Here is a 12,430-nt window from a genome sequence, read left to right as displayed (position 1 = left end):
CCCGTAGACTGCTTACATGGTCGGCATGGTGAAGTGGTTGGTCTCTTCACGAATACCGCTGGGCCAGCGCTGGGTGATGGTTTTCATCCGCGTGTAGAAACGTACACCGTCGGGGCCGTGCATATGCAGCGGGCCAAACAGCGAGCGCTTCCAACCGCCGAAGCTGTGGAACGCCATGGGCACCGGAATTGGTACGTTAACGCCGACCATGCCGACCTGGATCTGCTCGCAATACTGACGCGCCGCATCGCCATCGCGGGTAAAGATCGCCGTGCCATTGCCGTACTCGTGGGCATTGATCATGCTGACCGCCTCGTCGAAGCTGGCCACGCGAGCAATCGCCAGCACCGGGCCAAAGATCTCTTCGGAGTGAATACGCATGCTGGGCGTCACATGGTCAAACAGACTGCCGCCGATAAAGTAGCCATCGCCTGCACCATCAACCGTGGTCTCACGACCGTCGACCACGAGTTCTGCGCCTTCATCCACGCCGACCTGGATATAGCCCGCCACTTTCTCAAGATGCTCGCGGGTGATCAGCGGCCCCATATCGTTATCCGGGCCATCGACCAGGCCAGGCCCGACCGTCAATTTATCCAGTTCGGCCACCAGTTTGTCACGCAGGCGGTTGGCGGTTTCTTCGCCCACGGGTACGGCCACCGAAATCGCCATGCAGCGCTCGCCTGCCGAGCCATAGGCCGCGCCCATCAGGGCACCCACGGCTTGATCGAGATCCGCATCGGGCATGATCACCATATGGTTTTTGGCGCCGCCCAGGGCCTGAACGCGTTTGCCATGGGCTGATGCGGTAGCGTAGATGTACTCGGCAATCGGCGTGGAGCCCACAAAGCTGACCGCCTGAACACGCTCATCGGTGAGCAGCAAATCCACCGCCTCTTTATCGCCATTGATAACGTTGAAGACACCATCCGGCAGTCCCGCCTCTTTAAGCAGCTCGGCTAGGCGCAGCGGCGTAGAGGGGTCTTTTTCCGAAGGCTTCATGATGAAGGTATTGCCGCAGGCCAGGGCGATGGGGAACATCCACATGGGCACCATGGCGGGAAAGTTGAACGGCGAGATACCGGCGCACACGCCCAGCGGCTGCATCATCGAGTAGCTATCGACGCCAGTGCCGACGTTCATGGAGTGCTCGCCCTTCTGCAGGTGGGGAATGCCACAGGCAAACTCGACCACTTCCAGGCCGCGGGTGACTTCGCCTTTGGCGTCAGAAAACACCTTGCCGTGTTCGCTGGAGACCAGGCGCGCCAGCTCATCGGTGTGCTCCTCGACCAGCGCCTTGAACTTAAACAGGATACGTGCGCGCTTCAGCGGCGAGGTTTTCGACCAGGCGACAAAGGCCTCATCGGCGATACGCACCGCTTCGCGGGTTTCGTCAGCGGTGGCCAGCGCCACCTGGGCGCTCTGCTCACCGGTGGCCGGATTATAAACCGGCGAAGTGCGCTGACTCTGTCCGGCAGAGAGCTGACCATTGAGATAGTGGGATAGCGTCTTCATACAAGCTCCTGATTAAAAGCGGTGCTGTTTAGCTGGCAACGTCGAAGCCTGCCTGCTCGGCAAGTTGGCGTAGGTTGCGGTAACCCAGGCGGGCGTAAGTCAGCGGGTGGGCGACTTCCGGGTCTTGTTCGGCTTCAACCACTAACCAACCCTGGTAGCCCTGTTCGCACAGGTGGGTTAAGGCGGGCAGGAAATCCACATTGCCATCTCCCGGCACCGTAAACAGGCCGTCTAACACGCCGTTTAAAAAGCTTTTGTCGCGGTTGCGTACCGCTTCCAGCACTGGGAAGCGCAGGTCCTTGCAGTGCACATGATGGATACGCTGGCTGTAGTGTTTGGCGATGGCGAGCGGGTCGCCGCCCGCACCGCGCAGATGACCAAAATCAAGCAGCAGCCCCACGCCTTCGCCGGTGTTGTCCATTAAGCGTTCAACGTCGGCCTGGCTTTCGATCACCGTGCCCAAATGGTGGTGATACACCAGCTGAATGCCCTGGGATTTCAGGTAGTCGCCCACGACATCCAGGCCATGCAGCAGTCGCTGCCACTCTTGCTCGGAAAGGTGCGGACGCTGGGAAAGCGGGCGCTCCTGATCGCCGTGTACACAATGGGTGACTTCGCACAGCACCATCACCTTGGCACCGCACTGCTTGAGCAGGTTCATATGATCCTGAATGGCATCAATCTCTTCTTCAGGAGTGCGCTCCAACAGCTGCGCGGAGTACCAGCCCGAAACGAGTGCCAAGTCGTGGGCGCTAAGCACCTGGTTCAAGGCGTCAGGCGTTCGGGGAAACTTGTTACCTAATTCAAAGCCGCTAAACCCCGCTTCGCGGCCCTCTTTCAAACAGGTTTCCAGTGGTGTTGCGCCGCCCAGGCTGGGCAAGTCGTCGTTCGTCCAGGTGAGCGGGTTGATGCCTAAAGTAACCGTTGGCATAGCGTATTCCTTATGATTATGTTTGTTGGTATTAATGGCGTTGGCGCTGCTTGGCTTCGCGGTACCCTTGATAGGCTTTATTGACCGCTTCACGCTCGGAAACCTCGGGCACGGCCACCTCCCACCAGGCACCGCCTTCCTGGGTGCTGGGTAGCGGATCGGTATCCAGGGCAATCACATAGGTCGAGGTGGCGCTGCGAGCGCGCACCAGCGCCTGCTCCAGCTCCGCAATGCCGCTCACTGATTCAGACTCACAGCCCAGAGATTTGGCATGGGCGGCGAAATCGGTTTTGGGAGCGCCTGCTTCCACAGTGCGGCAATCTTGCAGAAGGTTGTTGAACCCCGCGCCGCCTGTGGCCTGCTGCAAGCGGTTGATGCAGCCATAGCCGCGGTTATCCAACACCACCACAATCAGCTTGTGGCCCAGCATCACCGAGGTTGCCAGCTCCGAGTTGTGCATCAGGTAGCTACCATCGCCCACCATCACCACCACTTCCCGCTCTGGCTTGGCCATCTTGACGCCCAGCCCGCCCGCAATTTCATAGCCCATGCAGGAGAAGCCGTACTCCACGTGGTAGCTGCCGGGGCCCGAGCATTGCCAGAGTTTATGCAGCTCGCCGGGCAAGCCACCGGCCGCGCATACTACGGTGGTATCGTTGCCTGCCTGGCGATTAACCGCACCAATCACCTGGGCATCGGTGGGCAGCGCCAGCCCTTGGTCGGCGGTCACGCTGTGCACTATTTCGGCCCACTCGCGCTTGAGCGTTCCGGTTTGTTCGCGCCACTCATCGCTGCCGCGCCATTCGCCCAGCGCCGTGTCGAGTTGGCCCAGCCCGATCAAGGCGTCGCAGCTAAGCGGCAGCGCTTGATGCTTGAGGCTGTCGAAGCGGCCAACGTTTAGGGAAATCAGTGTTTTATCGCTGCCTTCAAACAGCGCCCGGGAGCCGGTGGTAAAGTCCTGCAGCCGCGTACCCACCGCCAGAATGACATCCGCCTGCTCCGCCAATTGGTTAGCAGCTGCGCTGCCGGTCACCCCAATGGCCCCCACCGCGCAAGGGTGGCTATCGGCCAACGCCCCTTTGCCTGCTTGGGTTTCGGCTACGGGGATGCCGCGTGCTTTGGCAAACTCGGCCAAGGCGTCGCAGGCAGCGGCGTAATGCACGCCGCCACCGGCAATGATCAGCGGGCTCTTAGCCTGTTGCAGCGCGGCGATGGCTTGACGAAGCTCGTAAGCATCCGGCGGCGAGCGGCGAATGCGATGTACCCTGGGGGCAAAAAAGGCCACCGGGTAATCGTAGGCAAAGGTTTGCACATCCTGGGGTAATGCCAGGGTCGCCGGGCCGCAGTGCTCGGGATCAAGCAAAGTAGCAATCGCCTGAGGCAAGCTGGTCAACAGCTGTTCCGGGCGGTTAATGCGGTCGAAGTAACGCGACACCGGGCGAAAACAGTCGTTGACGGTAATGGTCGGGTCACCAAAATGCTCCACCTGCTGGAGTACCGGATCCGGTTCGCGGGTGGCAAAGGTGTCCCCCGGCAGCAGCAAAATTGGCAGTCGGTTGGCATGGGCGAGCGCCGCGGCGGTGACCATATTGGTCGCCCCTGGGCCAATCGAGCTGGTCGCGGCCATTAAGCGCTGGCGGCCATTGGCTTTGGCAAAGGCAATCGCCGCGTGGGCCATGGACTGTTCGTTGTGGGCGCGAAAGGTCGGCAGCGCGTCTTGTACGTGGTAGAGCGCTTCGCCTACCCCCGCCACATTGCCATGACCAAAAATCGCAAACACGCCTTCAAACAGCGCCACTTCTTGGCCATCCACCTCTATACGTTGTGCAGCAAGGTACTTGACCAACGCCTGGGCCATGGTGAGTCGAATGGTGCTCATTTTACGCCTCCTCCGTGTGAGACAGCGTTTGCGGCTGCGCCTGCCTTAATTGCCGCCACGCCTTTATCAGCTCGGCATAGTTCTGGGCGACCCGATCTACCAAGCGGGCGTCGTCGATACGCCCGGCCAGCCAATCACGGCTCGCGCTGGCAAATAGCGTGCGCCCAACGGTGAAACCTTTACAGCAGGCATGATTGGCCGCTGCTTCGAAACCGCGTTTCATGTCGTCCATGGGGGCGTCTAGCCCAAGTAGCACAACCCCACGGCAGTAGGTATCTTCCCGCTCAATGGTTTCACCCACCGCCTGCCAGGCAGCGTCTGACATGGCAGGTAGTTTCCACCAGTCTGGGCGAATGCCCAGGTTGTAGAGTCGCTGCAGGCTGCGCGGCAAGGTGGTGTCGTCATTGGGCATGTTCGCGGGGGGAATGACCTCAATTAGCAGTTCCAGCCCATAGGCACAGGCCGCTTGGTAGAGCTGGCGCAGCCGCTCCTCCTGCTCTAAGCGCAGCGAGATTTCATCGTCGGGGTGGTAGAACACCAGGCATTTAATAATCTGTTCTCTAGGCCAGTTGCGCAGGCAGGCACCTAAATCATCGCCATGCTGGAAACGCAGCGGGCGTGAGCCTGGTAGCTCCACCGGTCGACCAATCCACCAGCCTTTTCCACTGGCTTGATTGAGCGCGTCCTGACCCAGCACGTCGTCGACCAAAATCGCGGGGGTGGTAATGCCGCCCAGCTTGGCACCCTCTTCGGCGGCGGTGACCAGGAGTTTTTTGAGTGCTGGCAGTCGCGCACTGTCGGCATACGCTTCGCGGGCCATATCGGTGAGCTGACGGCGGTGGTCAAACGCCAGGCCCAACACTTCGGGCCACTGAGCAGGCACTCGGGTGGTGACCCGGTGCAGATGATTTAGGCGTTGATCGGTATCCGGACGAGGCACCTCATCGCGGCGCGCCAGGTAATCAAATAACTCGTCTTCGGTGGGCATGGCCGGGGCGCAGCCGTGGCGGGAGACCACCAGCGCGCCGCAGGCATTGGCATAACCGGCGCTGGTTTGCCAGGGTTCATTGCGCAGCCAGCCGCGTAGCAAGCCACTCATAAAGGCATCCCCGGCACCCAGCACATTGAGCACCTCGACCTGTACGCCCTTAACTAAAATACCGTCTTCAATGCGGCCAGGAATCGCGCCTTCAAACACCACACAGCCCATGGGCCCCAGCTTGCATACCAGGGTAGCTTTGCTAACTTCACGCACCGCGCGCAGAGCCACTAAGGTGTCCGTGCTGCCGCCGGCAATATGAAACTCCTCTTCGGTACCTACAATCAGATCAAAATCTGGCAACCAGCGCTGCAGGTCGGTGGTCACTTTATCATCGGCGATAAAGCGGGTTTCACCATCACCAGGGTTAGTCAGCCCCCACAGCACGGGGCGATAGTCGATATCCAGCACCCGCTTCACGCCATAATGGGCGGCGGCGTCCAGTGCCTTGCGACACGCCCGCCGGGTGGTATCGGTAGAAAGATGGGTGCCGGTAATTGCCAGCGCTTTTGCTCGAGCAATAAATTCAGGGTCGATGGCGTCGGCGTCGATGGCCATATCGGCACAGTCGCGGCGATAAAACAGCAGCGGGAAGCTTTCGCGGTCTTTTAAGGCTAGCAGCACCAGGCCGGTGTGGCGCTCGGGGTCGGTTTGAAGCGCGGAGGTATCCACGCCCACCCGCTCCAGCTCTTCGCGCACGAAGTTGCCCATCTGCTCGTCGCCGACCCGCGAGAGCATGGCGGATTTCAACCCGAGGCGAGCGGTGCCGTAGGCCATATTGCCCGAGCTCCCGCCTAGGTACTTGGCAAAGCTGGCCACGTCTTCTAAACGGCTGCCAATCTGCTCGGCGTAAAGATCGACCGCCACGCGTCCAAGACAAATCAGGTCAAGCGGTCGGTGTTGACTATTGTTATTCAGCATAAATGTCTCCCCACGTCACAAATTCGTGGTACTAGTCACAGGATGGCACTGGGCATAAAAGCGTCTTGGCTGGCAATCGATAAGGCTTATCAACCGTGGATTAAAGTGTGAAGGCGGCACGGAATCGGTCGAGCGCGAGGTCGTCGTCGCCAGAGGCCCAGCCTTCCAGTCCTACGGTGCCGCGATAACCTATGTCGTTCAGCACTTTGGCAATGGCCGGGTAGTTAATCTCGCCGGTTCCCGGTTCGCAGCGCCCTGGCACATCAGCCACTTGCACTTCACCAATGTACGGCCCACAGCGGCGAATCAATTCAATCAAATTACCTTCGCCAATTTGGGCGTGATAAACGTCCAACATAATGCGCAAGCTGGGCCGATCAACACTTTCCACCAGCGCTAGAACATCTTCCAAGCGCGCAAACGGCACTCCTGGGTGATCAACGTCGGTATTGAGATTTTCAAGCACAAAGGTGACGTCGTTCTGCTCGCCGAGATCCGCCAGCCGATTGAGGGTATCGCGTGCTTTTAACCACATCGCGCCGGTCATCTGTTGGCAAGGTTTCACGGGAAGACCTTCGCCATCCAACCCTGTGCCGTGCAGGTTGAGACGTGGAATACCCAGTCGTTTGGCCACCTCAACCGACTCAGCGGCGGTGCGTAGCAGTTCATCTGCCCCGGCGGCATCCGCTAAGGTGCCGGTGACATAGCCGGTCATGGAGGAAAATGTCGCCCCGCTATTGGCCAGTGCGTCAATGTCATGCTTAGTCCAGTCCCAGATTTCGACCTGAAAACCCAGTTCAGAAATACGCTTAACACGCTCCAACACGGGCAAGCGGCGGAACACCATTTCAGCGCAGACGGCCAGCGTGAACGGGGATGATGGGGTAGGTTTATTCATCATGGCTCCTTAATAGCCGCTCGCCGTTCGCGGTGAAGGGGGTTCAGTGCTGCTTGTTTCATTCACGGGCTGGGCGTCTTGTTCGGCTAAGCTGGCCTTCTTGGCTTTATCGTCCCGCTGGAATTCCGCAAGCTCCGCATCCAGGCTTTCAAGCTCAGCGCCACCCGCCATCATGTTGAGCACTTCTTCGCGGCTGACTTCTTCTTTGCGGAATGAGCCCAAACTGCCGCCGCGTGACAATAAGGTGAACGCATCGGCCACTGGGTAAGCATGGTGAACATTGTGGGTAATAAAGATGACCGCCAGGCCATCCGCGCGGGCTTTGGCAATGTAGCGCAGTACGACAGAGGCCTGCTTAACCCCAAGCGCTGACGTAGGCTCATCAAGAATCAGCACTTTAGCGCCAAAATAGACGGCACGGGCAATCGCCACACACTGGCGCTCCCCGCCAGAAAGCGTGCCCACCGGCTGGCTTGGGTCGCGCACATCAATACCGATTTTAGCCATTTCCTCTTTGGCAACCCGGTCGGCATACTTCCAGTTAATGCGCTTTAAAGGCCCCCAGCCCACCGTCGGTTCGCGGCCCATAAAAAAGTTACGGGTAATCGACATCAACGGCACCATCGCCAGATCCTGGAAAACTGTCGCGATACCGGCGTCGAGCGCGTAAGCCGGGGACTTGAAACGAGCGGGCTTGCCATCCAGTAGCATCTCGCCATGGGTGGGCTGGTGAACACCGGAAAGGGTTTTAATCAACGTTGACTTGCCAGCACCGTTATCACCCAGCAGGCACATAACCTCACCGGAATAGACCTGCATCGAGATATCACTGATGGCGATGACGCTGCCGAAGTGTTTGCTGACACTGCGCATTTCAATCATTGGAGTGCGTGTAGTCATGTTATTTAGCCTCCATCGCCTTTTTGCGCATGTAATTGTTGAATAGCACCGCCACCAGCAACATCACGCCCAGGAAGACCTGGAACCAGTCGGTGTTAACACCGGTGTAAAAAATGCCCATTTGCACCATGCCGAAGATCAGCGCACCCAGGGCGGCACCTATAGCGGAGCCATAACCACCGGTCAGCAAAGCGCCACCGATCACCACAGCAATAATGGCTTCCAGTTCTTTTAGCAGGCCACGGATAGTGTCCGCCGAACCAGTATCCATGACTTGTATGCAGGCAAAGATGGTGGCGGAGAAAGCGGTGAACATGAACAGTGAAATCTTGACGCGGTGGACGGGGACGCCCGAATTGCGCGCCGCATTGGCATCACCACCGCTGGCGAAGATCCAGTTGCCGTAAGGCGTGCACAGCAGCACCCAAGTCGCTACAGCGGTTAAGCCCAGCCACCAGACAATTGAGACGGGAATACCGGTGACCGTGGGGTTGCCCGCAAAGTTGGTCGCCATCCAGCCATTTTCCGCCATCCAACTAAATAGTCCCGTAGCAACTTCTCCAGAGAAAAGCGCCGCGAACCAATCACCGGGGATATGATCCTGAACGCCCCCCACCTGAGTACGTCCCGTCAACAACCGGCTAGTACCGATAGCCAGACCACGCAGAATGAACAGGAAGCCCAGGGTAACGATAAATGACGGCAACCCCGTTTTATTGACCAGATTACCGTTAATCCAGCCCACCAGGCCCGCACAGGCGAACGCCAGTAAAATTGCGGCCCACAGCGGCCAGCCATACTCCACCGCAGGGATGGCAATCAGAATGCCTGCCAAGCCAATCATCGAACCAATCGAAAGATCAAACTCTCCGCCGATCATCAGCAACGCAGCCGCCGTGGCGATAATGCCGAGCTGAGCGGCGACTTCAAGAAAATTAATAATACCCGCTGGGGTAAACATCCCGGTGCCGCTGGAAGCAGCGATAAAGAAGGCAAGCACCAGCACGGCACCGGCCAGCGCCCCCAGCTCCGGGCGATTAAGCGCTTTCTTCCAGAAAGAGACTCTCTGGATACGCTCATCTTGAGGAGCGGTTGCTGGCGCAACCGACTGTTTCGTTTCAGTAGAATTCATGGCGATCGACCCCCAAGGCTCGACACCGCGCCGAGCCTTTTTCGATTAGGTAGTTATCAACGGATGCCCTGGCTACTCAGCTCAATGACCTGTGCAGCGTTTTCTTGAGTGACAAACCCTGGGCCGGTGGCAACATCCCCTGCGGGTAGCAGGCCGTTTTTGACGAACTGATCTAGGAACATGACAGGCAAATAACCCTGCATGTACTGCTGTTGGTCGATCGCAAAGTCCAGTTCACCTGCATCCAAGGCTTCCAAAATACCGGGTGAAAGGTCAAAGGTGCCGAGAGTGAACATATCGGTTGCCCCCTGCTCACGCATGGCCCGAATCATCGGATCAGCGGCCAGTGCACCCAAGGTCAGCACACCACGCACATCACTGTTCTCGTTGAGGTAAGCGACAATGGCATTGCGAATATTGGTGGGGTCGTAGGTGGTCGCTAGCTGCTCAGCATTGCCGTCAAATCCCTCTACAAAGCCATCACAGCGCTGATCAAGCCCCTGGTTGCCTTGCTCATGGTTAACGCAGACGCCTTTCTCAACGCCCAGTTCCTGCATGCGCTCGGCGGCCTGTTTGCCCGCCTCATATTCACTCTGCCCAATGTGCAGCCGGGCACCATAATCTCTCGCCACGTCGCCACCGGAGTTAATGGTAATCACTGGGATGCCGTTATCGACAGCATTTTGGACAGCGCCGCCCAGGGCATTTTCGTCGGTAAAAGAGAGGATCAAGCCATCCGGATCAGATGCCACCGCTGCCTGTACAAGTTGCTGCATCTTGGCCATATCAAAGGTCGATGGTGCACGGTACTCCAGCTCAGCGCCGACGAGATCAGCGGCTGCCTCTGCGCCGTTTTTCACCACGGACCAGAAAGGATCAGAGGGAACACCATGGGTCACCATGACGAAACGGCTCGCTTCTTGTTCCGGTTCTTGTGCTTGTGCAGCTCCCGCCATTAATACCGTGGTGGCGGCAGAGGCTAGAAGCCATTGAGATAGACGTGCCATAAATAATTCCTCATAACGTTATCGTTGTTGGTAGGGAAGTGGCATTAAATGCCTTGGCGCTATGAAATATAGATTCCAAATATCAATTCCTGCAAATTATTTATTCTATACTTTGGTATAAATGGAATTTTTATTCCAGTCAACTAGACTGCATAACAACCAGCCACTTTGCTCAGCGCTACTACCCAGGCGTACATGAGTGAATGAGTGGTACATCAGTTAACGCGAAGGAATTTGTATGCCACAGCCACCACAAAGCTACCGCGAGCTGGAAACGCTGATCACCGCCGAGTACGCCACGCTAAGCAAACGCTTACAGCAAACCGCTCGTTTTGTGCTTGATCACCCCCAGGAGGTTGCTCTGGCAACTGTGGCCAAAATTGCTGAGCAGGCAGATGTCACTCCATCCACCTTAATCCGCTTGGCCAATAGCTTGGGCTTTAAGGGTTTTTCCGAAATGCAGCAGCTGTTTCGCAGCCGCCTAGTCGATGAATTGCCTAACTACACAGAACGGATTCGCGCAGTACGTAGCGCCACCGGGGAAACACCCGACAGCACCCAGCTGTTGTGGGAGTTCGCCGATGCCAATCGCGCTGTTCTGGAGCAGCTTCCCAGCCGTATCGATCCAGAGAGCCTGGAGAAGGCGCTGGATATTTTTGAAAAGGCTCATGCGATTCATGTGATGGGGGCACGGCGAAGCTTTATGGTCGCCAGCTACATGACCTATGCCTTGGCGCATGTGGATAAACCTGCGCTGCTGGTCAATGGTTTGGGCGGGATGTACGGCGAGCAGCTGCGCGCCATGAGCCAACACGACGCTCTGCTAACGATTAGCTTTTCTCCCTATGCCGAAGAGAGCCAAAAAGCCTGCGAAGACGCCCATCAGCGCGGTCTACCTATTGTAGTGATTACCGATTCGAACCTCAGCCCGCTGGCCCGTTTCGCGGATGTCGTCTTCGTGGTCAACGAAGCCGAAGTAAAAAGTTTCCGGAGTTTGACCGCGTCGCTCTGCTTGACCCAGACCTTGGCAATTGCCCTGGGCGTGCGGCAAGACAAAACACGCGACAAAGAAAAGGGCCGTGACAAAAAACGTAAGGCCTAAACACCAAAAGCAAGCCAACAGCAAAAACAAAATAGGAGAGCTTATGAAACTCGCACTCATCGGCGCTGGACGCATCGGCAAGGTGCACGCCCAGGCCATTCACTCGCACCCAAACGTTACCCTGGCCGCCGTGGCCGATTTTCATCAGCCTGCCGCAGAAGCGTTGGCCGAGCAGTACGCCAGCCGAGCGGCCTCTGTGGATGAAATCTTCGCGGATGACACCATTGACGCCGTACTGATTGCTTCAAGCACGCCCACCCATGCGGAGTATCTGGAGCGTGCCGCCCGCGCTGGCAAGGCGATTCTGTGCGAAAAACCCATCGCCCTGGATTTAGCCCGCACGCGAGATGCTCTGCAGGTACTCAGTGAGCATCCAGTGACCTGTGCACTAGGCTTTAACCGCCGCCACGATCCTCAGTTTGCAGCATTGAAAAAAGCGATTACCGAAGGGCGTATTGGCGCACTTGAAACGCTGACGATTATTAGCCGCGACCCCTCTCCCCCGCCTGCCGAGTATGTGGCTGAGTCCGGCGGCCTGTTCAGGGACATGATGATTCACGATCTGGACATGGCGCGCTGGCTACTTGATGAATCCATCGAAAGTGTTTTTGCCGTCGGCAGTAGCATTATCGACCCAGCCATTGGTGAAGCAGGTGATGTGGATACCGCAATGGTCACCCTTACCACCGCCAGTGGAAAACTGTGCCAGATCAGCAACTCAAGGCGCGCTTGCTACGGCTACGACCAGCGTATCGAAGCCTTTGGCAGCCAAGGCATGCTGCAAGCCCAGAACGAGAGCGACACCCGTCTGCGCTTCACTGGTGAAGCGGGGCAGGTGGAGGAGAAACCCAAGTGGTTCTTCCTAGAGCGTTATGCCCAGGCCTATCAACTTGAAATTGGTGATTTTGTCGCCGCTTGGCAAGAGAAACGTGCACCACTCGCAGGTGCCCAGGATGGCCTAGAGGCGTTGCGCTTAGCCGATGCAGCGGAGCGTTCATTGCGAGAGGGTCGCAAAATTCTGCTCGACGCTTCGGTGTAAACAGACACCAACGTGTCTGTTTTTTCATACTTTTTATATCGTAAACGGCTAGCTGCCAACCGATCAA

Annotated in this window: 10 protein-coding genes; 2 read left to right on the top strand and 8 right to left on the bottom strand. The window is 57.7% G+C overall.

The features are described 5' to 3' along the window. Window positions 1-12 precede the first annotated feature (12 nt). The 8 genes from HZS52_RS07755 to HZS52_RS07720 form a co-directional block, all read right to left on the bottom strand. Window positions 13-1,515 (bottom strand): CoA-acylating methylmalonate-semialdehyde dehydrogenase, encoded by a 1,503-nt coding sequence (locus HZS52_RS07755; RefSeq protein WP_190374473.1) that lies wholly within the window; start codon window positions 1,513-1,515, stop codon window positions 13-15. Window positions 1,516-1,543: 28 nt separating this feature from the next. Then, window positions 1,544-2,446, bottom strand: coding sequence for a myo-inosose-2 dehydratase (gene iolE / locus HZS52_RS07750; protein ID WP_190374472.1), 903 nt, complete (start codon window positions 2,444-2,446; stop codon window positions 1,544-1,546). A gap of 31 nt (window positions 2,447-2,477) precedes the next feature. Next, on the bottom strand, window positions 2,478-4,325 hold the full coding sequence (iolD, locus tag HZS52_RS07745; protein ID WP_190374471.1) for a 3D-(3,5/4)-trihydroxycyclohexane-1,2-dione acylhydrolase (decyclizing): 1,848 nt from the start codon (window positions 4,323-4,325) through the stop codon (window positions 2,478-2,480). 1 nt (window position 4,326) lies between these two features. Then, window positions 4,327-6,285 (bottom strand): bifunctional 5-dehydro-2-deoxygluconokinase/5-dehydro-2-deoxyphosphogluconate aldolase, encoded by a 1,959-nt coding sequence (locus HZS52_RS07740; protein WP_190374470.1) that lies wholly within the window; start codon window positions 6,283-6,285, stop codon window positions 4,327-4,329. Window positions 6,286-6,385: 100 nt separating this feature from the next. After that, the gene (locus HZS52_RS07735; protein ID WP_089691901.1) at window positions 6,386-7,183 is read right to left on the bottom strand and encodes a TIM barrel protein; all 798 of its coding nucleotides are present in this window, start codon (window positions 7,181-7,183) and stop codon (window positions 6,386-6,388) included. A 9-nt stretch (window positions 7,184-7,192) separates the two neighbouring features. Further along, window positions 7,193-8,083 carry an ATP-binding cassette domain-containing protein gene (locus HZS52_RS07730; protein WP_159177520.1) on the bottom strand — a complete coding sequence of 297 codons (891 nt, stop codon included), beginning with the start codon at window positions 8,081-8,083 and terminating at the stop codon, window positions 7,193-7,195. Window position 8,084: 1 nt separating this feature from the next. Next, on the bottom strand, window positions 8,085-9,215 hold the full coding sequence (locus HZS52_RS07725; protein ID WP_035581260.1) for an ABC transporter permease: 1,131 nt from the start codon (window positions 9,213-9,215) through the stop codon (window positions 8,085-8,087). Between the two features lie 56 nt (window positions 9,216-9,271). Then, entirely contained in the window at window positions 9,272-10,222 is a 951-nt protein-coding gene (locus tag HZS52_RS07720) for a sugar ABC transporter substrate-binding protein (RefSeq protein ID WP_027957148.1), read from the bottom strand. A 238-nt stretch (window positions 10,223-10,460) separates the two neighbouring features. Between HZS52_RS07720 and HZS52_RS07715 the strand changes: the two genes are divergently transcribed. Both HZS52_RS07715 and iolG read left to right on the top strand, forming a co-directional pair. Further along, window positions 10,461-11,324, top strand: a complete 864-nt coding sequence (locus tag HZS52_RS07715) for a MurR/RpiR family transcriptional regulator (RefSeq protein ID WP_190374469.1) — start codon at window positions 10,461-10,463, stop codon at window positions 11,322-11,324. A gap of 43 nt (window positions 11,325-11,367) precedes the next feature. Beyond that, window positions 11,368-12,363 carry an inositol 2-dehydrogenase gene (gene iolG / locus HZS52_RS07710; RefSeq protein WP_190374468.1) on the top strand — a complete coding sequence of 332 codons (996 nt, stop codon included), beginning with the start codon at window positions 11,368-11,370 and terminating at the stop codon, window positions 12,361-12,363. Window positions 12,364-12,430 lie beyond the last annotated feature (67 nt).

It is taken from the genome of Vreelandella titanicae (assembly GCF_014697095.1).
Lineage (GTDB): Bacteria > Pseudomonadota > Gammaproteobacteria > Pseudomonadales > Halomonadaceae > Vreelandella > Vreelandella titanicae.
Note: the sequence above shows the minus strand (reverse complement) of the source record. Positions and strands in the feature narration are given on the sequence as shown.

What these genes read in the sequence shown, in the direction of transcription:
- iolD (WP_190374471.1), bottom strand. Translation starts at nt 4,325, where the DNA reads ATGAGCACCATTCGACTCACCATGGCCCAGGCGTTGGTCAAGTACCTT.
- HZS52_RS07725 (WP_035581260.1), bottom strand. Translation starts at nt 9,215, where the DNA reads ATGAATTCTACTGAAACGAAACAGTCGGTTGCGCCAGCAACCGCTCCT.
- HZS52_RS07715 (WP_190374469.1), top strand. Translation starts at nt 10,461, where the DNA reads ATGCCACAGCCACCACAAAGCTACCGCGAGCTGGAAACGCTGATCACC.
- HZS52_RS07735 (WP_089691901.1), bottom strand. Translation starts at nt 7,183, where the DNA reads ATGAATAAACCTACCCCATCATCCCCGTTCACGCTGGCCGTCTGCGCT.
- HZS52_RS07730 (WP_159177520.1), bottom strand. Translation starts at nt 8,083, where the DNA reads ATGACTACACGCACTCCAATGATTGAAATGCGCAGTGTCAGCAAACAC.
- HZS52_RS07740 (WP_190374470.1), bottom strand. Translation starts at nt 6,285, where the DNA reads ATGCTGAATAACAATAGTCAACACCGACCGCTTGACCTGATTTGTCTT.
- iolG (WP_190374468.1), top strand. Translation starts at nt 11,368, where the DNA reads ATGAAACTCGCACTCATCGGCGCTGGACGCATCGGCAAGGTGCACGCC.
- HZS52_RS07755 (WP_190374473.1), bottom strand. Translation starts at nt 1,515, where the DNA reads ATGAAGACGCTATCCCACTATCTCAATGGTCAGCTCTCTGCCGGACAG.
- HZS52_RS07720 (WP_027957148.1), bottom strand. Translation starts at nt 10,222, where the DNA reads ATGGCACGTCTATCTCAATGGCTTCTAGCCTCTGCCGCCACCACGGTA.
- iolE (WP_190374472.1), bottom strand. Translation starts at nt 2,446, where the DNA reads ATGCCAACGGTTACTTTAGGCATCAACCCGCTCACCTGGACGAACGAC.